The organism is Martinezella rhizogenes (assembly GCF_000799715.1).
Taxonomy (GTDB): domain Bacteria; phylum Pseudomonadota; class Alphaproteobacteria; order Rhizobiales; family Rhizobiaceae; genus Rhizobium; species Rhizobium rhizogenes_C.
Genome location: NZ_JUHG01000011.1, coordinates 379,369 through 402,773, shown reverse-complemented (window position 1 = coordinate 402,773; position 23,405 = coordinate 379,369). Strand labels below are relative to the sequence as shown.

The window sequence follows — 23,405 nt, the reverse complement described above, 5'->3', positions numbered from 1 at the left end:
TACTAGCCCTTGGCGCTGGCAACGATCAGCATGAAAGCGGGGATGTCGTCGCCGAAGCCGACCGGGGTCGGGCCGTCATCGTGGTCACGGTAACGATTGCGACGTTCGCGACTGTCGTCGTTGGCAGCGGGGAGGGGCCGATTGGTGTTACGAGAACCGTTGTGGGACTTGTTGTTGTTGTTCTCAGACTTGCGCTCGTTTCTCACGCTCTCGGCCTTTGCTGGTGCTGCTTCGATCACTTCAACGACGACATTATCTGTGACGTCGATATCAGATTTATGACTCGAGGCATTCCGGCCTCTGGGGCTGCGATCACGCTCGCGGCCTCTGCCTTTCGGCTCGCGGCGGCGAGGAGAACGGGTGTCGTCCCCACCTTCTTCGGCCGGCGGCAGCGCTGACAGGTCGCCGTTCAGCCACTGGACATCTTGACCGATCAGCTTCTCGATCGCGTCGATATGCTTGGTATCACGCTTGGTCACCAGGGTGAATGCCGCACCCGAGCGGCCGGCACGGCCGGTACGGCCGATACGGTGGACGTAATCTTCCGAATGGATCGGAACATCGAAATTGAAGACGTGGCCAACATCGGGAAGGTCGAGACCGCGTGCCGCGACGTCGGAAGCGACCAGAAGCTGGATCTGGCCGTCACGGAAGTTCTGCAACATCGTCGTACGCGAGCGCTGGTCCATGTCTCCATGCAATGCGCCAACCGAGAAACCATGGCGTTCGAGCGAACGGAAGAGGTCGGCCACATCTACCTTGCGATTGCAGAAGATGATGGCGTTCTTCAGGTCGGTCTGGGCGCGGATGAGATCGCGCAAAGTGGCGCGCTTCTCGTAATCCTTGCCATGCGAGGCGACGAAACGCTGGGTAACAGTCTTCGCCGTCGAGGCCGGCGCCGATACTTCGACGCGTTCCGGGTTCTGCAGGAAGCGGTCGGCCAGCTTCTGGATTTCCGCAGGCATGGTAGCCGAGAAGAACAGCGTCTGGCGGGTAAAGGGGATAAGCTTGGCAATGCGCTCGATGTCTGGGATGAAACCCATATCGAGCATACGGTCGGCTTCGTCGATGACGAAGATTTCGACGGCGCTCATCAGAAGCTTGCCACGCTCGAAATGATCAAGCAGGCGGCCGGGTGTGCAGATCAGCACATCGGCGCCGCGCTCCAGCTTGCGGTCCTGCTCTTCGAACGACACGCCGCCGATCAGCAGCGCGATGTTCAGGCGGTGATTCTTGCCATATTTTTCGAAATTCTCGGCGACCTGCGCAGCGAGTTCGCGCGTCGGTTCGAGGATCAGCGTGCGCGGCATGCGAGCGCGGGCGCGGCCCTTCTCAAGGATGGTCAGCATCGGCAGAACGAAGGAGGCGGTCTTGCCGGTGCCCGTCTGGGCGATGCCGCAAATGTCGCGGCGCTGCAGCGCAAGGGGAATGGCGCCGGCCTGGATCGGAGTCGGCGTGGTGTAGCCCGCGTCTGTTACAGCGGATAGGACTTTTTGGCTCAAGCCAAGGTCAGCAAATGTTGTCAAAGGGAAAACTATTTCCGTTCCGGTTCGGTCGAACACTCATGAGTCGACACGCTCCAGCATGCCGCAATGCAGCGCGACATAGAACCAAATACCCGCGAAGTCAAGGAAAGCGGGCGCTTCGGTAAGCTCGAAAGCCATTGATAACGTAATTTTTAGATTAGCGCCATCTTTGTTGCTCGTTTGTCACAATTCCCGCGCTGAAATTGTCCCGATCCCATTGATATAACTTGCCAGCTTCATGCCGGCATTGATGAAATACATTGGGTCGATCGGGCGGCCGTTCTCGCGGACTTCGTAGTGCAGATGAGTACCGGTCGAGCGTCCCGTGCTGCCGGCGAGACCAATGGCGTCGCCGGTCTTTACTGTATCGCCGGCCTTGACCAGAAGCTCTTCCATATGGCCGTAGCGAGTCGAGATGCCATCGCCGTGGTCGATCTCCACCATATTGCCATAACCGCCCGTCCAGCCGGCGGAAACGACCTTGCCTGGCGCCGTCGTCCTCACCCTCTCGCCCGGGCTGAAATGGAAATCGGTACCGGTGTGCAGCGCTAGCTTGCCGAAGAAGGGATCCTTGCGATTGCCGAAGGGACTGGTGATCAGCTTGCCCGGCGCGGGATTTCGGAATGGCAGGCTCTCGGCTGCGCCGCGCACCGCCTCCAGACGCGTCAGGGCCGTATCGAGATCTGCCATGGATTGTTCGAACTGATCGACGTTTTCGGGCGCAACATAGGGACCGCCAACGCCTTCGTCGTCATCGCCGTCCTTGCTGGCAATGCTTGCCGTCACGGTGGGAACCTTGATGCCGATATTCTGCATGATCGACTGGATGTTGTCGGCGGTATCGGCGGCGCCGGTGGTCAGTCGCTGCACGCGAGTGAGTTGGTCCTGCTCGATATGCTTCAGCGACAGAGTCACCCTGGAGAAGACGCGGTCGGCGCGGTCGGCCACGGTTTCGGGGGCGGGAACGTAGGCGAGGGTGGAATTCTCGGGCGTAGCATCGGCGGGCTTGCCGCTCGACAGAACCGTCTCGATTGCCTTCAGGCCGCCGTTCAATTCCGCGTGGTCGCCTTTATCGGTGCGATTGCCTGTGGTCGCGGCATTGACATTCTTATCCATCAGCCCGGAGTTTTCGGCCCGGTCGAGCAGCGCATCGAGCTTGCCGTGGCGCGACGACAGTGCCTGCTGCTGCTCCATCAGCTTGTCGACTTTTTTCTCGACCACCTGCTGATCGAGGAGCTGACGAGACGTGACGCGGTCGACCTGGGCGCGCAATGCGGCAATACGGTCCTCATAATCATATTGCATCCGCGCCTGCCGGGCCATCGTGGCGCCGATCAGGTCGTCGCGCAGCACGAGGTAGGAGGTCGCCAGGAGATAGCCGATCGAGAAGATACCGATGATACAGACGGCAAGTGCTGCCATCCAAGGGCGGATGGTCATGTGGCGCACTGTGTCGCCGCTCGCCACGATGATGGTGTGACAGCGCTTCTGTTTGCCGAAAACCCGGTTCTGAGGCTTGGTTGTCACCGAGAATCTCCCAATCGATGCATTCTCGCATCCATTGTGGAAGTAGACGGATTTATGGTTAATGATTGCTTTATGCTGCGCTACTAGAAAATTGAAAAACTCTTGTATTTTAGTATGTTATGCATTGCTTGTGGATGTAAGCGAGCGATAGAATGAGGGCGTTAAGCCAGCCTCGGCGCGGGCGATGTCATTGAACGGCGCTTTTAGCGAACCACGGAAATTGGAGCGCACCAGCTCCTGAAATGTGCGGGCGGGATCGCGCTTTTCCCGAGCGCAGAGGAAGCGGAACCATTTGGCGCCAACGGCCACATGGCCCTTCTCGTCGTTATAGATGACATCCAGCACGGCGGCGCTTTCCATGTCACCGGTCTCGCGCATCTTCGCCTGTAGCGCCGGCGTCACGTCAAGGCCGCGGGCCTCCAGAATGAGCGGTACAACGGCGAGGCGGGCGGTCAGATCGGTACGGGTCGCATGTGCCGCTTGCCACAGGCCGTCATGGGCGGGCAGGTCACCATAATCGGCGCCGAGGTCGCGCAGGCGGGCGCGGACCATCTTGAAATGCTTGGCCTCCTCGAATGCGACCTGCATCCAGCCATCGAAAAACGAATTCGGGACCGGCCCAGTGGCAAACCGCGCGACGATATCGAGCGCCAGGTCGACCGCATTGAGCTCGATATGAGCGATGGCATGCAGCAAAGCTATGCGGCCTTGCAGTGTATGCAGCGAGCGCTTTTTCATGTGCTTCGGCGGCACCAGTTCCGGTTTATCCGGCCGGCCGGGGCGATCGGCCAGCGGGGGATCGAGGGGCGAGCGTAACGACAGGGTGCGTGCGAACCAACGGGTGGCCGTCTCCTGGGCTAGCGTCGTCTTGCGGTCGAGATCGGCGGAACGAATGGCGGCGATCGCGCCGCCGCGCAGTGACGTGATCGTCTCGATATCCGCCGATTCAGGCATCGTCATCAAAGCTCCTTGACGGCAGCGAGGACTTCTTCGGCGTGGCCTGCCACCTTGACCTTGTCCCAGATACGCGCGATTCGGCCGTCGGCGGCGATCAGGAAGGTCGAGCGAACGACGCCCATATAGGTTCGGCCATACATGCTCTTCTCCCGCCAGACACCGTAGGCCTCGGCCGCCGTCTTCTCTTCATCTGCGGCAAGGGGAACGGACAGGTCGTATTTTTTTACGAACTTGTCATGGCTCTTGACCGAATCCGGCGACATGCCGACGATCGATGTGCCGGCCTTTTCGAAATCCGCCGCAAGCGCGGTGAAGGCGATGGATTCGGTGGTGCAGGCGGACGTATTGTCCTTGGGATAGAAGAAGATCACCAGCGGTTTGCCGGCATAGTCGGCGAGCCTTATGCGGCCGCCGCCGTCGCGCGGAAGATCGAAATCCGGGGCTTTGTCGCCGATTGCTAATTCAACCACTGGGATTATGGTCACGGGAAAACCTTTCTTTTGCCGGTATTTTAGATGACACTGGGCTTCAGCCATATATACTGCATCGGTATGCCGTCCACATCGGACGCAGCGTCACCAACAAAATTGCTAAAAACGAAAGGGACGCACGGGAGTGATCCGAGGCGAAAAGATTATATTCCGCAAGAAGGATCTCGTCTCGCTCGACCACTTGCCTTCCGCTCAGGTCGACGATCCCATGATCGTGCATGTGCCGGAGCCTGCCCGCCGCAACCGCTCGCATGTCTGGCATGTCTGCCGAATCACCCTCGTTTTCATCGCCTTCCTGATCCTCGCGGTCGGCGCGGTCATCGCCACCATCGAGAGCGGCGTCATCGACGAGCCTCTATCGCAGAAGGCGCAGTCGGCACTCGATCAGGCGATCGGGCCGCGCTACAAGGCGGAGGTCGGCTCGACCGTCGTCCGTTTCACGCCGAGCCTGCGGCTGGCGCTTGAGGCGCACGACGTCAATGTGGTTGACCAGGAAAGCGGCAAGCACCTGTCGACCATGTCGTCGGTCAGCATGGAACTCGATCCGCTGGCGCTCGTCGAGGGCCGCGTCGAAGTGGCCAATGTCTCGGCCGAGGGAATCGGGCTCGATACGTCGCTGCTGCCGCAAGGCGATCCTGTGGACCTGACGGCGCTGCGCGTCGATGCTCTGCCGCAGGCGCTGAATACAGCCTTCGATAATCTCGACTTCCTGGAACGCTTCGTTCAGCGCGGCGGCACGAACTCGGTGCGCATTTCCGGCTTTGCCGTGAAGCTGGCCCGGCAAGAAGGCGCTCCGATCTCGCTTGTCGTGGATAATCTCACCTTCGAGCGTAGCGGGCCGACGGCGCTGCATCTCTACGGAGAGGTTGCCGTCAACGGCTCCGTCGCGACGCTGGATGTGGTCGCCGATCAGCAAACGGGCGGTCATAGTTCTTCGCTGACCGCCAAGCTCGCCAATCTCGACCTGAAGCCGCTGACGATGGCCTACGACCAGAACGGCACGCCGCGCCAGGGCCTCATGAGCCTTGCCGGCATGACGGTCACCGCCGTGCGCGGCGGCGCGGGCGTCGATCCGAAGCTCAGTGCTTCCGTCGATATCCAGCCCGGCACGCTTTATATGGACCGCGACAAGCAGGACTTGACGCAGGCCAATATCAATCTTGCCTATGACTTCACGCGCCAGACGCTTGAGATCGAACAGTCGAAGGCCCAGTTCGTTGGCACCATCGTACCCTTTTCCGGCGCTCTCATCGATCTTGATCGCATCGATGCCAATGCCGGCAAGGGCTTCGGTATCGACTTCCTGATCCGTGGCGGCACGGCCGCCTCTTCGATTTCTGGCGAGCAGCCAGTTAGTTTCGACGGGCAGGCGACGGGACGCTTCCTGGCAGCAACCAAGGAACTTCAGTTCGAGAATATCGGCATTTCGACACCGCTCGGCGCATTGTTTGGCTCGTTGCATATGAAACTCGGTGACAGCTCGCCGGAAATCAGCTTCGGCGGCCGCGCCGACAAGCTTGATACCACCGCAATCAAGCAGCTCTGGCCGTTCTGGATGGCCTCGAAACCGCGCGTCTGGGTGGAGAGCAATCTCTTCGGCGGCACGGTGACCAACGCGGTCATCTCGGTTTTCATCCCCGCCGGACGGCTGAGGGAGGCTGCGCAAACGGGCAAGTTGCAGCTCGGAAAGGATGAGCTGCATATCGCCTTCGATATCGACAACACCCGTCTCAATGTTCCAGGCGAAATTCCGCCGCTGCGCGATACCAAGGCGCATTTCGACCTGACCGGTCCGACGATGCGCGTCGATATCGCGAGAGCGACGTCCTATTTCTCAAGCGGACGCTCCGTGACGCTGAACAACAGCAATTTCTCGATTCCGTCCGCCTATGACAAGCCGCTGATGGCGCAGCTCGATCTTGCAATATCCGGCACGGGCGATTCCGTCGGTGAGCTGCTGACCTACAAGCCGCTGGAAGTGCTGCAGCGAACTGAATTCAAACCTGAGAACTTCAACGGCAAGATCCTTGCCAAGGTTGACGCGACGATCGGCCTGCTCAGCGACCAGAAGCCGCCACCGCCGGTCTGGAAAGCGAACCTGGAGCTCAGCAATGTCGATGTTCTAAAGCCGATGAACAATCGCAAGATCACCAATGTTACCGGTGATATAGATGCCGATCCTCGAGCGGTTCATCTAAATGCGCAGGCGCAGATCGATGGTATTCCCGCACAGATCGATATGGTCGAGCCCACGGATAATAAATCTCCGGCCAAACGCAGCCGCGTGATCACAGCCACGCTCACGGATGCGCAGCGTAATTCCGTCATACCGGGCCTTAACGACATTGTAGACGGCCCGGTCAAGCTGGAACTCACGCGCATCGACGACGATCGTCAGGGCGTCAAGGTCGATCTCAGCAAGGCAGCCTTGACGGTTCCCTGGATCGGCTGGTCGAAGGGGAGCGGCATTCCGGCCGTCGCCCAGTTCGAAGCCTCTGGACCGGACAGCCAGACGGCGTTGAAGAATTTCGTCCTGAAGGGTGACGGCTTCGGTGTCAGCGGCGATCTCGTTGTCAGCAAGGGCGGCCTGACGACGGCCAATTTCAGCAGCGTCAAGCTCTCGGCGCTCGACGACTTCGCGCTGTCGGTCAAGCACGGCAAAAGCGGCGCCTATGACATATCTGTTTCCGGCAACTCGGCGGACCTCAGGCCGGTTCTCGCGCGGCTGAAAGCATCGTCGAGCGGAGGAAATGGCGGCAGCACAGACGATTCATCCAGCGCGACGGTCCGTGCCAATATCGACAAGGTTATCGGTTTCAACGACGAATCGATCCGGAATCTCAAGGGCGTCTATTCGGTCTCCGGCGGACACATCGTGGCGGCGGACTTTTCCGGGCTCACCGATAGCGGCGAAGCCGTCGTCAGCCAGATGAGCAAGGGCGGCGGCAGCGGCACTATTCGTATCACCAGCGGCGACGCCGGAGCCGTGGCGCGCTTTAGCGACCTCTATAAACACCTGAAGGGCGGGCTGCTCAATCTGTCGCTGCGCTCGACCGGCCCCGATGCCTGGGATGGTTCTCTGGATATCCGCAGCTTCGCTATCATCGACGAAAAGAAACTCTCGACGATCGTTTCGACCCCAAGCGGTAAGAACGGGCAGAGCCTGAATTCGGCCGTCAAACAGAATATCGACACGCGATCGCAGAGTTTCGAGCGCGGTTTTGCGCGGCTGGTGTTCCGCAATGGCGCGCTTTCGGTGGAAAACGGCGTCGTGCGCGGCTCGCAGGTGGGCGCGACCTTCCAGGGGACGGTCAAGGACGCCAAGGGCAACATGGACCTGACGGGCACCTTCATGCCGGCCTATGGCCTCAACCGGCTGTTCGCGGAAGTTCCGATCGTTGGCTTCATCCTCGGCAACGGCAGCGACCGCGGCCTGATCGGCATTACCTTCCGGGTGACCGGCACGATCGAAAAGTCAAGCATGCAGATCAACCCGCTATCGATCATCGCGCCGGGTGTTTTCAGGCAGATTTTCGAGTTTTGAGGACGTAAGCGTCAATGTCGCGCGGGCCGAGAGCAGGAATGGCATGAACCAGAACATCGCCCATATTGCCATCGTCGTTCGAGACTATGACGACGCGATCGACTTCTATGTGAACAAGCTTGGGTTTATCCTGGTGGAGGATAGCTACCAGCCGGAGCAGGACAAGCGTTGGGTTATCGTCAAGCCAAAGGGAGACGGCGCGGCCTCGTTGCTGCTTGCGCGCGCCTCCTCGTCTCATCAGGAGAAGTATATTGGTGATCAGGCCGGAGGACGGGTGTTCCTGTTTCTCCAGACCGATGATTTCTGGCGTGACTATGCCGTCTACCTCGAAAAAGGGATCGAATTCACGCGGGAGCCGAAGCAGGCGGACTACGGCACTGTTGCTGTTTTCAAGGATCTTTACGGAAATCTATGGGATCTCGTGCAGTTCACCGATGGACGATCGTGAGATCGAATTTCCATGGAGGTAGAATGAAAAAGGCCGATGCATCGCACCGGCCTTTTTCATGTGTTTGATGTCTGCCCGCTCAAGCCGCCGGGCGAACCAAAATGTGCTTCTTCTTGCCGAGCGACAGCTTGATGACGCCATCGGCGGTGATCTCACCGCTGCCGATCAGCTTGCGTTCGTCGCTGACTGGCTGGTCGTTGATACGCACGGCGCCACCCTGTACATGACGGCGCGCTTCGCCGTTCGATGCGGCCAGGCCGGCCCGGACGATCAGCGATAGCAGGCCGATGCCGGCGTCGAGTTCGGAAGCGGGGACGTCGACCGACGGCAGGTTTTCGGAAAGGCCGCCTTCCTCGAAGGTTTTGCGCGCGGTCTCGGCGGCAAGTTCGGCGGCCGCGCGGCCGTGCAGGATGGCGGTCACTTCCGTCGCCAGGATCTTCTTCACCTCGTTGAGTTCCGAGCCGGCAAGCGCGGAGAGGCGAGCAATCTCGTCCATCGGCAACGTGGTGTAGAGCTTCAGGAACCGGGAGACATCGGCATCCTCGGTGTTGCGCCAATATTGCCAGAAGTCATAGGCCGAAAGCAGGTCGGCATTCAGCCAGACCGCGCCGGTGGCCGATTTGCCCATCTTGGCGCCAGACGATGTCGTCAGCAGCGGCGAGGTGAGGGCATAGAGCTGCTTTGTCCCCATGCGGTGACCGAGGTCGATACCGTTGACGATGTTGCCCCACTGGTCCGAACCGCCGATCTGCAGGCGGCAATCGTAGCGCTTGGCCAGCTCGACGAAGTCGTAGGCCTGCAAGATCATGTAGTTGAATTCGAGGAAGGATAGCGACTGCTCGCGGTCGAGACGCGTCTTGACGCTGTCGAAGGACAGCATGCGGTTGACCGAGAAATGCCGGCCGACATCGCGCAGGAATTCGAGGTAATTGAGCGAGCGCAGCCACTCGGCGTTGTTGACCATCAACGCGTCCTTCGGGCCGTCGCCGTAGGTGAGGTAGCTGGAGAAGACGCGCTTGATCGAGGCAATGTTGCTTTCGATCGTGTCCACCGTCATCAGCTGGCGCGCGTCGTCCTTGAAGGAGGGGTCACCGACCATGCCGGTGCCGCCGCCCATCAGCGAGACGGCGCGATGACCGGTCGCTTGTAGCCAGTGCAGCATCATGATCTGCATCAGCGAGCCCACATGCAGGCTCGGCGCTGTCGGGTCGAAGCCGATATAGGCGGTCACGGTTTCCTTGGCGAAAAGGTCATCCAGGCCGGCTTCATCGGAAATCTGGTGGATGAAGCCGCGCTCTTTCAGGGTGCGCAGGAAATCGGATTTGAACTCAGCCATGATCTTGGTCTCTCGAGCGCCGCATCTCTATGCTCTGCGGCGAAATCGCTGTTGTTGAAGTGTCGCGGCGCGTTTAGCACTGATTTGGCGGCTCGTCACCATTTGGTTGGATGCCGTACGGGAAGTTTGCGCAATATCCGAAAGGCAATCGGGCTGATGAGCGACACGATCATATTGGAGACCTCGCGTCTTATTTTGACGATGTGGGACAGAGGCGACGCCGAACTGATTCGGCAGCTGCGTTCGACTATCGACACGACCCGCTACCTTTCAGGGGCTACTCCTTGGACCCTTGAAAAGGCCGAAGAGCGGTTGAAAACCTGGTTCGGCGAGCAGGTGCGTGATGGTGTGACCAAGTACAAGATCCTCAGACGCGACGACGGCCGTTTTATCGGCCGGGCAGGCTTCTCCCGGTTTCAGGAAGAGCGCGGGCGCGGAGAATTCGAGCTCGGCTATTCTCTTCGCCGGGAAGCCTGGGGCAATGGTTATGCGACGGAAATTGCCGGGGCCTTGGCGGACTGGTTCTTCAAACGCGGCGTTGCCAAAGAATTTATCGCCTTTACTCACCCGGAAAACACCGCCTCGCAGCGGGTTCTGCGCAAAATCGGCATGCGGGAACGCCCGTCGATGGTGATCGACGGGCTCTCATGCCCAAGTTTTAGGATGTCGCGGTAAGACGCGAACCTCTTACCTGATCCGCTTGGCCGCCGGTTCAGGCACCAGTTCGCCGTTCAGGCGACGATCGAGGTAGTCCTCGCATTCGCCCATGAGCGTGTCGACCTGGCCATTGAAGAAATGGTTGGCGCCGGGGACGATCTTGTGGGTGATGAGAATGCCCTTCTGCGTCTTCAGCTTCTCGACGAGGCCGTTGACGTCCTTTTCGGGGGCAACCTTGTCGGCATCGCCGTTGATGATCAGGCCGGAGGACGGGCAGGGTGCCAGGAACGAGAAGTCGTAGATGTTCGGCTGCGGCGCGATCGACATGAAACCTTCGATCTCAGGGCGGCGCATCAGAAGCTGCATGCCGATCCAGGCGCCGAAGGAATAGCCGGCAACCCAACAGCTCTTCGAATCGGGATGCAGGCTCTGCACCCAATCGAGCGCCGAAGCTGCGTCGGAAAGCTCGCCGGCGCCATGGTCGAATTCGCCCTGGCTGCGGCCGATGCTGCGGAAGTTGAAGCGAAGCGTGGTGAAGCCGCGCTTCTGGAACATGTAGAAAAGCTGGTAGACGACCTGATTGTTCATCGTGCCGCCGAACTGCGGATGGGGGTGCAGGATAATCGCGATCGGGGCGCTCTTTTCCTTGGAGGGCTGATAGCGGCCTTCAAGGCGGCCTGCGGGGCCGTTGAAAATAACTTCGGGCATCGATACTCCGGCTCTTCTTTTTCTGCGTTCAAACCAGGTGGGACGCAGCAAGTTGACTTGACGAATGCGCTCATCTTTTCTAGAACGCAGTTTAGAACAATTCGAAACTTGGTACGGTCTTCCACGCGTTGCTTGTTCAACGGTTTGTGGAACGTGTCATAAGGCATGCCCGGTCGAAATTTCAAGGAAAATGAACCGGGCGGCGCAACAAGGCTTCGTCAGGCAGGAAGAAGATTATGGCCGCAACGCGCCTTTATCTCGACTGGAATGCCACCGCTCCGCTCCATCCGGCGGCGCGCGATGCAATGTTGCATGCCTTGGATCTTTATGGAAACCCTAATTCCGTGCATGGCGAGGGCAGGGCAACGCGGGCGGCGATCGAGGCTGCGCGTCGGCAGGTTGCAAGTCTGACGGGTGCCGAGCCCGCGCATGTCGTTTTCACCAGCGGCGCGACCGAAGCCGCCAACATGGTGCTGACGCCGGAATTTCGTATGGGCCGCACGCCGCTTGCGATCGGCCGGCTCTACATATCGGCGATCGAGCATCCGGCCGTGCGCGAAGGCGGACGGTTTGCGAAGGACAGGATCAGCGAGATTCCGGTGACGCCGGAAGGAACCGTCGATCTTGCCGCGCTGGAGACGATGCTGGCCGCGCATGACAAGGCCGATGGCCTGCCGATGGTGGCGATCATGTTTGCCAACAACGAGACCGGCATTCTTCAGCCTGTGTCCGAAGCGGCAAAGATCGTGCAGGCGTTCGGCGGCGTGTTTGTCGTCGATGCCGTTCAGGCGGCGGGCCGGGTTCCGCTGGATATCAATGCGATCGGCGCGGATTTCCTCATCGTTTCCTCGCATAAGATCGGCGGGCCGAAAGGGGCGGGCGCCTTGATCTCGCGCGGCGAAGTGTTGATGCCAAAGCCATTGATCCATGGTGGTGGGCAAGAAAAGGGCCATCGCTCGGGCACCGAAAACGCGCTGGCAGTCATCGGCTTTGGCGCTGCCGCCACTGCGGCGGTCGCCGAACTCGATAGCCGCAATGCGGATATTGCTGCGCTGCGTGACCGACTAGAGCAGGGTATGAAGCTTGCCGCGCCCGACGTCATCATCCATGGCGAAGATGGTGCGCGCGTGCCGAATACCAGCTTCTTCACCTTAGCCGGTCTGAAGTCCGAAACCGGGCAGATCGCTTTCGATCTCGAAGGAGTTGCGATTTCGGCGGGCTCGGCCTGCTCCTCCGGCAAGGTTGGCGAAAGCCATGTCTTGTCGGCGATGGGCTGCGATCCGAAGCTCGGGGCGCTGCGCATTTCACTCGGATTTACGACGACTGAAGAGGATGTCGAGCGCGCGATTGCGGCGTTCGCCAGAATTGCTGGACGGCGCAAGCCCGCGGGTGCCGCTGCCTGACGACTACAATTTTGCGGAAACATAAATTTCCGCTTGCCAACTGGGCTGAAAAGTCCCTTTTGGCCGACTACATAGAGGGTAGACGAAAAGTCTACTGCAACGTTGACAAGCTGCCGGACCTTGGATCCGGCGAGATTGGAGAACGACATGGCTGCCGTCCAAGAAACAATCGATCAGGTTCGTCTGATCGACGTGGACCAGTACAAGTATGGTTTTGAGACCATCATCGAAATGGACAAGGCGCCGAAGGGCCTGTCCGAGGATATTGTTCGCTTTATTTCCGCCAAGAAGCAGGAACCGGAGTGGATGCTGGAATGGCGCCTGGAGGCTTACCGCCGCTGGCTGACGCTGGACGAGCCCACCTGGGCACGAGTCAACTATCCGAAGATCGACTTCAACGACATCTATTACTACGCCGCGCCGAAGAGCACTGCTGGTCCAACGTCGCTTGACGAGGTAGACCCGGAACTGCTGAAGGTCTATGAGAAACTCGGCATTCCCTTGCGCGAGCAGGAAATTCTCGCCGGTGTCGAGCGGCCGAAGATCGCCGTCGATGCGGTGTTCGATTCGGTCTCGGTGGTCACCACCTTCAAGGAAGAGCTGAAGAAGGCTGGCGTGATCTTCATGTCGATCTCGGAAGCGGTCCGCGAGCATCCCGATCTCGTGCGCAAATATCTCGGAACCGTCGTTCCGACATCAGACAATTACTATGCGACGCTGAATTCGGCCGTGTTCACCGACGGTTCCTTCGTCTTCGTGCCGAAGGGCGTTCGTTGCCCGATGGAGCTGTCGACCTATTTCCGTATCAACGAGAAGAACACCGGCCAGTTCGAACGCACGCTGATCATCGCCGAAGAGGGAGCCTATGTCTCCTATCTCGAAGGCTGCACGGCGCCGCAGCGCGACGAAAACCAGCTGCATGCGGCCGTGGTCGAACTCGTGGCTCTGGACGATGCCGAGATCAAGTATTCGACGGTTCAGAACTGGTATCCGGGCGACAAGAACGGCAAGGGCGGCATCTACAACTTCGTCACCAAGCGTGGCGATTGCCGCGGCCATCGCTCGAAGATCTCCTGGACGCAGGTCGAGACCGGTTCGGCGATCACCTGGAAGTATCCGTCCTGCATCCTGCGCGGCGACGACAGCCGTGGCGAATTCTACTCGATTGCCGTTTCCAACGGTCATCAGCAGGTCGATAGCGGCACCAAGATGATCCATCTCGGCAAGAACACGTCGAGCCGCATCGTGTCGAAGGGCATCGCTGCCGGTGTCTCGCAGAACACCTATCGCGGCCAGGTCTCGGCTCACCGCAAGGCGTCGAACGCGCGTAACTTCACGCAGTGCGATTCGCTGCTCATCGGCGACAAGTGCGGCGCGCATACGGTGCCTTACATCGAGGCGAAGAACTCGACGGCGCAGTTCGAGCACGAAGCCACGACGTCGAAGATCTCCGAAGATCAGCTGTTCTACTGCCTGCAGCGCGGCATCCCGACCGAAGCGGCGATCGCGCTGATCGTCAACGGCTTCGTCAAGGAAGTCCTGCAGGAGCTGCCGATGGAGTTTGCCGTCGAAGCGCAGAAGCTGATCGGCATCTCGCTGGAAGGCAGTGTGGGGTAATGGTGGCAGTAGAAACAGTCACACTTTTCCGTCCAGTTGGACTTGAAGAGTTGAAGCTGATCGAAGAGAGCGGCTGGAAAGCCTTTCCACCGCGACTTCCGGATCAGCCGATTTTCTACCCTGTGACGAACGAAGGTTACGCAGCTCAGATTGCAAGAGACTGGAATACCAAGGTCGGATCACAGCGCGGTTACGTGACACGTTTTGATGTAAATGCCGCTTATGCATCGCGTTTTGAACGCAAGATCGTTGGCGGACGGGAACATGAAGAGCTTTGGGTGCCAGCGGAAGAACTCGACGAATTCAATCGCAATATCATTGGCGCGATTGTTGTAACGCAGAGCTTCATGCCGGCAGACGACCGCTAAACCTATAGAGACAAGCACCGTTGGTTCGATAACCAATCGCCAAGGGTGGGATGAAGGAAACGAATATGCTTGAAATCAAGAACCTGCATGCCCGCATCGCCGAAGATGGCACCGAGATCATCCGTGGTCTGAACCTGACGGTGAAGGCCGGCGAAGTTGCCGCCATCATGGGCCCGAACGGCTCCGGCAAGTCGACGCTCTCCTATATCCTTGCCGGTCGCGACGACTATGAAGTGACGGAGGGCGAGATCCTTTACAATGGCGAGAGCATTCTCGAGCTTGATGCTGCCGAGCGCGCCGCCAAGGGTATCTTCCTCGCCTTCCAGTACCCGGTCGAAATTCCGGGCGTTGCCACCATGCAGTTCCTGAAGGTGGCAATGAACGAGCAGCGCAAGGCGCGCGGCGAGGTTGAACTGACGACGCCGGACTTCATGCGTCGCGTCAAGGAAGCCGCTGGCAAGCTGCAGATCAACACCGAGATGCTGAAGCGGCCGCTGAACGTTGGTTTCTCCGGCGGCGAGAAGAAGCGCGCCGAGATCTTGCAGATGGCATTGCTGGAGCCGCAGCTTTGCGTGCTTGATGAAACCGACTCCGGTCTCGACATCGACGCGTTGAAGATCGTCGCCGACGGCGTCAACGCCCTGCGTTCGCCAGACCGCGCCGTGATTGTCATCACTCACTATCAGCGCCTGCTCGACTACATCGTTCCGGACACCGTTCACGTCCTCTACAAGGGCCAGGTAATCAAGTCCGGCGACAAGACGCTTGCGCACGAACTCGAAGCCAACGGCTATGCCGACATCATCGGGGCTGCGGCCTGATCGGGGCGGAAAGGATACGTCGATGAACGTTCAGACGACGAACCGCCTGACTGCCGCGGAGACCGCGTTGATCGAGGCTTACAACAACCAGCTGGGCGATTTGCCGGGTGACGGCGAAGTCTTCGCCGTCCGCGACCGCCTGCTCGATGATCTCAAGACCGCCGGCCTGCCGACGCGGCGCGTCGAAGCTTGGCACTATACCGATTTCAAGAACCTGCTGCGCACGGTTCCGACCGATCTCGGGACTGGCAGTGTTGAACCACTGTCTCCAACCGCAGCCGGTTCGGCCGTTCTTTCGGTTCTGCAGGGTCATGCGGTCGGCAAGACCTCGGTCGATGGACTGATTGTCAGCCGTTATGTCGACAGCCTGACCAACGGCACGGCCGCTGCCGGCCTGGAAGCGCTCGGCAAGGATGACGCTATCAGCCGCATCAATGCCAGCTTCGTGCGTGATGGCTATGTCATCGAATTTCCCGACGGCACCGAACTCGATGCACCGCTGGAAATCCAGTTCATCCATGCCGGTGGACAGATTCATAGCCGTCTGCCTGTTACGTTCGGTGCTGACACCAAGGCAACCGTGATCGAACGTCACGAGGCTGTTCCGGGCGCTGTGGCGCTGGTGTCCTCGATCAGTGACATCAAGGTCGGCAAGGGCGCCGAGGTGACATGGATCATCCTGCAGGAACAGGGTTCCGAAGACACGCATCTCGGCCAGATCCGCGTGGACCTCGGTCAGGACGCCAAGCTGAAGCTGTTCGTGATCAACGCCGGCGGCAAGCTGGTGCGTCAGGAGCTGTATATCAAGGTCTCAGGCGAGGGCGCTGATCTCTCGCTGCGCGGCGTCAACCTGCTCGGCGGCGACACGCATACCGATGTGACGATGGTGCTCGGCCATGACGTGCCGCACACCAGCTCGACGGAGATCGTCCGCAACGTGGTGTTCGACCGCGCTCGCGGCGTCTTCCAGGGCATGATCCGCGTCGCACCGGATGCACAGAAGACCGACGCCAAAATGGCCTGCAACACGCTGCTGATGTCCGACGATGCCGAGTTCTCCGTCAAGCCGGAGCTCGAAATCTTCGCCGACGACGTTCAGTGCGGCCATGGTGCCACTGTTGCCGATATCGACAGCAACCATCTCTACTACCTGATGGCGCGCGGCATCCCGAGGAACAAGGCCCGCGCCATGCTAGTCAATGCCTTCGTTGCCGAAATTGTCGAAGAGCTGGAAGACGAAGCCCTGGTCGAGGCGCTGGAAGGCGTTATCTCTGCCTGGCTCGAAAAGCACGCCTGATTGATTGGAGCAATGCTCGTGGACAAGATCGTACCAGCCACCGCCTATGACGTCGAAGCGATCCGCCGGGATTTTCCGATCCTGTCGACGACCGTTCACGGCAAGCCGCTGGTCTATCTCGACAACGGCGCATCGGCGCAGAAGCCGCAGGTCGTGATCGATGCCATATCGCATGCCTATTCGAGCGAATATGCCAACGTGCATCGCGGCCTGCACTTCCTCTCCAATGCCGCCACCGAGGCCTATGAAGCTGCGCGCGAAAAGGTGCGCCGCTTCCTGAATGCGCCCTCGGTGGACAATATCGTCTTTACCAAGAACTCGACCGAGGCGATCAATACGGTCTCCTATGGCTGGGGCATGCCGAAGATCGGCGAGGGCGACGAGATCGTCATCTCGATCCTGGAGCATCACTCCAACATCGTGCCCTGGCATTTCATTCGAGAACGGCAGGGCGCCAAGCTGGTCTGGGTGCCGGTCGATGACGAGGGGGCGTTCCATATCGAGGATTTCGAAAAGAGCCTGACGGAACGCACCAAGCTCGTCGCCATTACCCATATGTCGAATGCGCTCGGCACCGTCGTTCCGGTCAAGGAAATCTGCCGCATCGCGCATGAGCGTGGCATCCCGGTGTTGATCGACGGTTCGCAGGGGGCGGTGCATATGCCCGTCGACGTGCAGGATATCGATTGCGACTGGTACGTCATGACCGGCCACAAGCTCTATGGTCCCTCGGGGATCGGCGTGCTCTACGGCAAGAAGGACAGGCTTGCCGAGATGCGGCCGTTCCAGGGCGGTGGCGAGATGATCTTCGACGTCACCGAGGAGAATGTCACCTACAACGACCCGCCGCATCGTTTCGAGGCCGGCACGCCGCCGATCGTCCAGGCGATCGGGCTCGGCTATGCGCTCGATTATATGGAGAGCGTCGGCCGTGAGGCGATTGCCCGGCACGAAGCCGATCTTTCGGCTTATGCGGCGGAACGGCTCAGAGACATCAATTCGCTGCGGGTTTTCGGCACGGCGCCCGGTAAAGGTGGTATATTCTCCTTTGAACTCGCCGGCATCCACGCTCACGACGTGTCGATGGTGATCGATCGTCAGGGTGTTGCGGTGCGGGCGGGCACGCATTGCGCCCAGCCGCTCTTGAAACGCTTCGGCGTCACCTCCACATGCCGAGCATCGTTCGGCATGTACAATACCCGAGCCGAGGTAGACGCCCTGGCTGATGCGCTGGAATATGCGCGCAAATTCTTTGCCTAAGGAGGCACGCGATGTCACTTGACGAAAGCGAACAGAAGATCGACGTGCGCGAAGGCATTGTGCATTCGAGCATTCCAGAGGAAGAGCTGGCTCGTCTCAGCGATGACGTCATCAGCGCGCTGAAAACGGTCTATGACCCTGAAATTCCCGCCGACATCTTCGAACTCGGCCTGATCTACAAGATCGACATCGAAGACGACCGCATGGTGAAGATCGTCATGACGTTGACTGCACCGGGATGCCCCGTTGCCGGCGAGATGCCGGGCTGGGTCGAAAACGCCGTCGGCGCCGTCGAAGGTGTATCGGGCGTCGAGGTCAGCATGACCTTCGACCCGCCGTGGTCGGCGGACCGCATGTCGGAAGAAGCGCAGGTGGCGATCGGCTGGTATTGAAGCTTTAAGCCGCTCGCTTTACATTAAGACTCGAAGCACCGGATCTTGACCCCGGTTGTGGAAGGAGAATAGGCCCATGGGCTTTGCTGTAATGACCATGACCGAGACCGCCGCAGCGCGCGTCAAGGCGATCGTCGAGAATTCCGGTCCCGATGCCAAGGGCGTTCGCGTCGGCATCAAGAAGGGCGGCTGCGCCGGGATGGAATATACCATCGATATGGTGACCGAGCCGAATGCCAAGGACGACCTGATCGAGCATGACGGCGCCAAGGTCTGGGTCGAGCCGTCGGCCGTGCTATATCTGCTTGGCACCCAGATGGGCTTTGAGACCACGACGCTGCGCTCCGGCTTCACCTTCACCAATCCGAACCAGACATCGGCCTGCGGCTGTGGCGAATCCGTCGAGCTGAAGCCGGCTGATCTGGCTGTCCTGGCAGCACAGCGGCAGGCTGCTCCGGCCGCTTGACGCCAATTTCGCTACAATTCACTTTGGGCGTTTCGTGCTTTGACCGATATTCTGGTTTTTCTCCGCCGTCTCGTCGGCTAGCCGACACAACTGGATAAAGGCGAGCAATAGAGGGACTTTATGGCGGCTTCAGCTTGGGTTTACACGTTAATCCCGGCAACGGCCGCTATCGTTGGCTCCGTGGTTGCGGTGAACACGCGGCCAGGGCCTACTCTTGTCAGCGCGATCCAGCATTTTGCCGCCGGGGTCGTGTTCGCGGCGGCAGCCGGAGAAATCCTTCCCGACGTCATGGATCGAGGCTCGCCCTGGGCGACAGTGATTGGCGGTGCGATCGGCGTAGCCACCATGCTGCTGGTCAAACAATTGGAGAATTGGGCCAAAGGGCCGGCCGGTCTCCTGGCGGCGATCGGCATCGATATCCTGATCGACGGCCTGGTGCTCGGAATTGGCTTTGCGGCTGGCCCGAAGGTCGGTTTGCTGCTGACGATCGCCCTGACGATCGAGGTGCTGTTCCTTGGCTTGACCGTGGCGAACGAGCTTGGCGAGAGCGTCCGCTCCCGCGCAAGGATTGTCGCAGTCACAGCGGCGCTTACGCTTTTGCTGCCGATCGGCGCTTTGCTTGGGACGCCAGTGGCGTTGCTGCCCGGCCCCATCTTGACCGGATTCTTCTCGTTCGGCCTGATTGCGCTGCTCTATCTCGTCACCGAGGAACTGCTGATCGAAGCCCATGAAACACCCGATCGCCCCTGGGTGACGGCGATGTTCTTCGCGGGCTTTCTGGTGCTCCTCGTACTTGAAGAGTTAATCGGCTAGCGATGCGCGGCATTGGTATTGCAGATTCTCAATGGGCAGCCGGCACCGGCGTCAGCTTGAGGCCGAGCGCCTTGACGACTTTCAGGATCGTCGCGAATTCCGGATTTCCTTCGCCGCTGAGGGCGCGGTAGAGCGCCGAGCGGTTCATGCCGACATCTTTGGCAAGCTTGCTCATGTTTCGCGTGCGCGCCAGTTCGCCAAGCGCCTTGGCGATGGAAGAGGGATCGGCTGTCTCGAAGGCGGCTGCAATATGGCCGTCGATGGCGTCCATGCCGGCTGGTGTTTGCTGATCCATTTTATATGCCTTTCCGTATAAGCCGGTCACGAATGAGCGCGGCTTGGCTCTTGCGCTGTCGCACGGCTAAAAAGCGGTGTGATAGCTGACCTCCCAGGCTATCATTTTGAGCTATCAAAAAAACGCCGCGTGTCCGATCGGACACGCGGCGCAGTCATAGACATTTTTCACGATAGATTTATGTCGGGCAGGAGCGAAGCGGCTGAACCGCTTCACTTTTTCGGAAATACCTTACTCCGCGGCTTCAGCGTAATCCTCGACCGGCGGGCAGGTACAGATCAGGTTGCGGTCGCCGTAGACATTGTCGACGCGGTTGACCGGCGACCAGTATTTGTCGACCCTAAAGGCGCCTGGCGGGAAGCAGGCCTGTTCACGGGAATAGGGCCGGTTCCACTCGCCGACGAGGTCCTCGACCGTGTGCGGCGCGTTTTTCAGTGGGTTGTCGGTCTTGTCCATCCGGCCCTCTTCGATGGCGCGGGCTTCCTCTCGGATCGCCAACATTGCCTCGCAGAAGCGGTCGAGCTCAGCCTTGGTTTCCGATTCGGTCGGCTCGATCATCAGCGTGCCGGCGACCGGCCAGCTCATGGTCGGGGCATGGAAGCCGCAATCGATCAGGCGCTTGGCGACGTCATCGACGGTGACGCCGGCGCTGTCGACCAGCGGGCGCGTATCGATGATGCATTCATGCGCCACGCGCCCGGTCTTGGACTTGTAGAGCACGTCGTAGGCGCCCTTTAGCCGCGCCGCGATGTAGTTGGCGTTGAGGATTGCGACTTTGGTCGCCTGCGTCAGCCCTTCGCCGCCCATCATCAGGCAATAGCTCCAGGAGATCGGCAGGATCGACGCCGAGCCGAAGGCTGCTGCCGATACCGCGCCGGGGCGGCCGTCCGTTTGCGGGTGGCCGGGCAGATGTTCCGCCAGATGCGCCTTGACGCCGATCGGCCCCATGCCGGGACCGCCGCCGCCATGCGGGATGCAGAAGGTCTTGTGCAAATTCAGATGGCTGACGTCGGAACCGATGTCGCCGGGCCGCGAGAGACCGACCATGGCATTCATGTTAGCGCCGTCGAGATAGACTTGGCCGCCATGCTTGTGCACGAGATCGCAGATCTCCTTCACCGTTTCCTCGAAGACGCCATGCGTCGACGGATAGGTGATCATGCAGCAGGAGAGGTTAGCCGCATATTGCTCGGCCTTGGCGCGGAAATCGGCCATGTCGATGTCGCCGTCATCGCTGACCTTGACGATCACCACCTTCATGCCAGCCATCTGCGCGGAGGCCGGGTTGGTGCCATGCGCCGAGGTCGGGATCAGGCAGATATCGCGGTGACCTTCGCCATTGGCGATATGGTAGTTGCGGATGGTCAGCAGGCCGGCATATTCCCCTTGCGCACCGGAATTGGGCTGCATGGAGAAGGCGTCGTAGCCGGTGACTGCGCAGAGCTTTTCCGTCAGATCATCGATCATCTCGCGATAACCGAGCGCCTGGTCGGCCGGTACGAAAGGATGAATATCCGAGAATTCAGGCCAACTTATCGGCAACATCTCAGCTGTTGCATTAAGTTTCATCGTGCAGGAGCCGAGCGGGATCATCGAACGATCGAGCGCCAGATCGCGGTCCGAGAGCCGGCGGATATAGCGGGTCATCTCGCTTTCGGCACGGTTCATGTGGAAAATTGGATGCGTCAGATATTCGCTGGTGCGCAGCAGGGTCTTCGGCAGGCGATAGCCGGGCTCGAAATCGGCGAGGCGGAAATTGCCGCCGAAAGCGCGCCAGACAGCTTCCAGCGTTGCCGGACGGGTACGCTCGTCAAGACTCATGCCGATTTTCGTTTCGCCGACCTTGCGCAGGTTGACGCCTTCGGCAACGGCGGCGCGCATGATCAGGCCCTGCATATGGCCGACCTCGACGGTAATGGTGTCGAAGAAGGTCTCCTGCTCGATGGTGTAGCCGAGCTTTTCCAGCCCCTTGGCCATCAACACGGCCTTCTGGTGCACCTGCTGGGCGATTGCCTTGATGCCCTGCGGGCCGTGGAAGACGGCATACATCGAGGCCATGACAGCGAGAAGTACCTGCGCGGTGCAGATGTTCGATGTCGCCTTTTCGCGGCGGATATGCTGTTCGCGGGTCTGCAATGACAGGCGATAGGCGCGGTTGCCGCGAGCATCGACCGAAACACCGACCAGTCGGCCCGGCATGGAGCGCTTGTAGATGTCCTTGACGGCCATATAGGCCGCGTGCGGACCGCCATAGCCGACCGGCACGCCGAAGCGCTGCGAGCAGCCGATGGCAATATCCGCACCCATCTCGCCGGGCGACTTCAGCAGCGTCAACGCCAATGGATCGGCGGCAACGACGGCGATGGCGCCGGTCTGATGCAACCTTGAGATCAGCCCGGTGAAATCATGGATGTGACCGTGCGTGCCCGGATACTGGAAGATCGCGCCGAAGACGTCGACCGGATCGAGATCGGTGAAAGGATTACCGACGATGACCGTCCAGCCGAGCGGCTCTGCGCGGGTCCTGATCAGCGCGATGGTCTGCGGGTGGCAATCGGCATCGACGAAGAAAGCCTTGGCCTTGGATTTCGCCACTCGCTCAGCCATCGCCATGCCTTCGGCGGCGGCGGTTGCTTCATCGAGCAGCGAGGCGTTGGCGACATCGAGGCCGGTGAGGTCGCAGATCATCGTCTGGTAGTTCAGCAGCGCCTCAAGACGGCCCTGGCTGATTTCCGGCTGATAGGGCGTATAGGCGGTGTACCAGGCGGGATTTTCCAGAATGGTGCGCTGGATGACCGGCGGTGTGATCGTGCCGTAATAGCCCTGGCCGATCAGCGAGACGAGCACCTTGTTCTTGTTGGCGGTCTCGCGCAGCTTGTCGAGCGCCTCGCGCTCCGTCATCGGCGCGCCCCAAACGAGCGGCGCCTTCTGACGGATGGAGGGCGGCAGTGTCGCATCGATCAGCTTGTCGAGACTACCGTAACCGATCACCTTCAGCATGTCGGCCATCTCTGAGGGAGACGGGCCGATATGGCGCCGATTGGCGAAATCGTAGGGCTGGTAGTCGGTGAAGGTGAATTCGGTCGGTGTACTCATTATCCGATCAGCTCCTTGTAACCGGATTCATCAAGCAAACCATCGGCATCGGCGACATTCTTCAGTTTCAATTTGAAGAACCAGCCAGCACCCATCGGGTCGGAATTGACGAGTTCCGGATCGGCGGTGATGGCTTCGTTGACCTCGGTGATCTCGCCGTCAAGTGGACAATAGACTTCGGAAGCCGCCTTGACGGATTCGACCGTCGCCGCATCGTCGCCCTTTGAGAAGACGGCGCCGACATCGGGCAGTTCCACGAAGACGAGATCGCCGAGTTGCCCGGCGGCATGCGCTGTGATCCCGACGGTCGCGACGTCGCCTTCGATGTTCAGCCACTCATGTTCTTCGGTAAATTTCAGCATGGATAATCCTCTCTGGGCTAT

Annotated in this window: 21 protein-coding genes and 1 pseudogene; 12 read left to right on the top strand and 10 right to left on the bottom strand. The window is 59.9% G+C overall.

Features of this window, described 5'->3' with window-relative positions; translation table 11 throughout:
- Positions 1–2: 2 nt before the first annotated feature.
- The 5 genes and pseudogenes from EX00_RS05910 to EX00_RS05895 form a co-directional block, all read right to left on the bottom strand.
- The gene (locus EX00_RS05910) at positions 3–1,526 is read right to left on the bottom strand and encodes a DEAD/DEAH box helicase (protein ID WP_047455064.1); all 1,524 of its coding nucleotides are present in this window, start codon (positions 1,524–1,526) and stop codon (positions 3–5) included.
- 183 nt (positions 1,527–1,709) lie between these two features.
- On the bottom strand, positions 1,710–2,216 hold the full coding sequence (locus EX00_RS32265; protein ID WP_404944011.1) for a M23 family metallopeptidase: 507 nt from the start codon (positions 2,214–2,216) through the stop codon (positions 1,710–1,712).
- 416 nt (positions 2,217–2,632) lie between these two features.
- Positions 2,633–3,053: pseudogene (locus EX00_RS32260) on the bottom strand (M23 family peptidase); the annotation flags it as partial.
- A 117-nt stretch (positions 3,054–3,170) separates the two neighbouring features.
- Positions 3,171–4,013 (bottom strand): ferritin-like domain-containing protein, encoded by an 843-nt coding sequence (locus EX00_RS05900; RefSeq protein ID WP_047455060.1) that lies wholly within the window; start codon positions 4,011–4,013, stop codon positions 3,171–3,173.
- Entirely contained in the window at positions 4,013–4,495 is a 483-nt protein-coding gene (locus EX00_RS05895) for a peroxiredoxin (RefSeq protein ID WP_047455058.1), read from the bottom strand. Before EX00_RS05895 ends, EX00_RS05900 begins: the two co-directional genes overlap by 1 nt.
- A 130-nt stretch (positions 4,496–4,625) precedes the next feature.
- Between EX00_RS05895 and EX00_RS05890 the strand changes: the two genes are divergently transcribed.
- Together EX00_RS05890 and EX00_RS05885 are read left to right on the top strand one after the other, a co-directional pair.
- Entirely contained in the window at positions 4,626–8,045 is a 3,420-nt protein-coding gene (locus EX00_RS05890) for a YhdP family protein (protein WP_047455056.1), read from the top strand.
- A gap of 43 nt (positions 8,046–8,088) precedes the next feature.
- A complete protein-coding gene (locus EX00_RS05885; RefSeq protein WP_047455054.1) occupies positions 8,089–8,493 on the top strand; it encodes a VOC family protein in 405 nt (134 codons plus the stop codon).
- A 79-nt stretch (positions 8,494–8,572) separates the two neighbouring features.
- Here EX00_RS05885 and tyrS read toward each other — a convergent pair whose 3' ends face one another.
- Positions 8,573–9,829: a tyrosine--tRNA ligase gene (tyrS, locus tag EX00_RS05880; protein WP_047455051.1), complete on the bottom strand. Its 1,257-nt coding sequence runs from the start codon at positions 9,827–9,829 to the stop codon at positions 8,573–8,575.
- Positions 9,830–9,985: 156 nt separating this feature from the next.
- On the opposite strand from tyrS, the gene EX00_RS05875 reads away from it, so the two are divergent.
- The gene (locus tag EX00_RS05875) at positions 9,986–10,504 is read left to right on the top strand and encodes a GNAT family N-acetyltransferase (protein WP_047457483.1); all 519 of its coding nucleotides are present in this window, start codon (positions 9,986–9,988) and stop codon (positions 10,502–10,504) included.
- 12 nt (positions 10,505–10,516) lie between these two features.
- Here EX00_RS05875 and EX00_RS05870 read toward each other — a convergent pair whose 3' ends face one another.
- Positions 10,517–11,194: an alpha/beta hydrolase gene (locus EX00_RS05870; RefSeq protein ID WP_047455049.1), complete on the bottom strand. Its 678-nt coding sequence runs from the start codon at positions 11,192–11,194 to the stop codon at positions 10,517–10,519.
- A 236-nt stretch (positions 11,195–11,430) separates the two neighbouring features.
- Between EX00_RS05870 and EX00_RS05865 the strand changes: the two genes are divergently transcribed.
- The 9 genes from EX00_RS05865 to EX00_RS05825 all read left to right on the top strand — a co-directional run bounded on the left by EX00_RS05865 (position 11,431) and on the right by EX00_RS05825 (position 19,631).
- Positions 11,431–12,597, top strand: coding sequence for a cysteine desulfurase family protein (locus EX00_RS05865; RefSeq protein ID WP_047455047.1), 1,167 nt, complete (start codon positions 11,431–11,433; stop codon positions 12,595–12,597).
- Positions 12,598–12,744: 147 nt separating this feature from the next.
- Positions 12,745–14,214, top strand: coding sequence for a Fe-S cluster assembly protein SufB (sufB, locus tag EX00_RS05860; RefSeq protein WP_047455046.1), 1,470 nt, complete (start codon positions 12,745–12,747; stop codon positions 14,212–14,214).
- Positions 14,214–14,582: a hypothetical protein gene (locus EX00_RS05855; RefSeq protein WP_047455044.1), complete on the top strand. Its 369-nt coding sequence runs from the start codon at positions 14,214–14,216 to the stop codon at positions 14,580–14,582. Before sufB ends, EX00_RS05855 begins: the two co-directional genes overlap by 1 nt.
- A 65-nt stretch (positions 14,583–14,647) precedes the next feature.
- Complete coding sequence (sufC, locus tag EX00_RS05850) at positions 14,648–15,403, top strand: Fe-S cluster assembly ATPase SufC (protein WP_047455042.1); 756 nt, start codon at positions 14,648–14,650, stop codon at positions 15,401–15,403.
- Between the two features lie 22 nt (positions 15,404–15,425).
- Positions 15,426–16,700 carry a Fe-S cluster assembly protein SufD gene (gene sufD, locus EX00_RS05845; protein ID WP_047455040.1) on the top strand — a complete coding sequence of 425 codons (1,275 nt, stop codon included), beginning with the start codon at positions 15,426–15,428 and terminating at the stop codon, positions 16,698–16,700.
- An 18-nt stretch (positions 16,701–16,718) separates the two neighbouring features.
- Entirely contained in the window at positions 16,719–17,960 is a 1,242-nt protein-coding gene (locus EX00_RS05840; RefSeq protein ID WP_047457481.1) for a cysteine desulfurase, read from the top strand.
- A gap of 11 nt (positions 17,961–17,971) precedes the next feature.
- The gene (locus EX00_RS05835) at positions 17,972–18,352 is read left to right on the top strand and encodes an SUF system Fe-S cluster assembly protein (RefSeq protein ID WP_047455038.1); all 381 of its coding nucleotides are present in this window, start codon (positions 17,972–17,974) and stop codon (positions 18,350–18,352) included.
- A 76-nt stretch (positions 18,353–18,428) separates the two neighbouring features.
- Positions 18,429–18,818, top strand: a complete 390-nt coding sequence (gene sufA / locus EX00_RS05830) for a Fe-S cluster assembly scaffold SufA (protein WP_047455036.1) — start codon at positions 18,429–18,431, stop codon at positions 18,816–18,818.
- A 120-nt stretch (positions 18,819–18,938) separates the two neighbouring features.
- Positions 18,939–19,631: a ZIP family metal transporter gene (locus EX00_RS05825; protein ID WP_047455034.1), complete on the top strand. Its 693-nt coding sequence runs from the start codon at positions 18,939–18,941 to the stop codon at positions 19,629–19,631.
- Between the two features lie 28 nt (positions 19,632–19,659).
- Here EX00_RS05825 and EX00_RS05820 read toward each other — a convergent pair whose 3' ends face one another.
- The 3 genes from EX00_RS05820 to gcvH form a co-directional block, all read right to left on the bottom strand.
- Positions 19,660–19,926, bottom strand: a complete 267-nt coding sequence (locus EX00_RS05820) for an addiction module antidote protein (RefSeq protein WP_047455032.1) — start codon at positions 19,924–19,926, stop codon at positions 19,660–19,662.
- Positions 19,927–20,157: 231 nt separating this feature from the next.
- Positions 20,158–23,022: an aminomethyl-transferring glycine dehydrogenase gene (gene gcvP / locus EX00_RS05815; RefSeq protein WP_047455029.1), complete on the bottom strand. Its 2,865-nt coding sequence runs from the start codon at positions 23,020–23,022 to the stop codon at positions 20,158–20,160.
- Positions 23,022–23,384, bottom strand: a complete 363-nt coding sequence (gene gcvH / locus EX00_RS05810; RefSeq protein ID WP_047455028.1) for a glycine cleavage system protein GcvH — start codon at positions 23,382–23,384, stop codon at positions 23,022–23,024. Before gcvH ends, gcvP begins: the two co-directional genes overlap by 1 nt.
- Between the last annotated feature and the right edge of the window lie 21 nt (positions 23,385–23,405).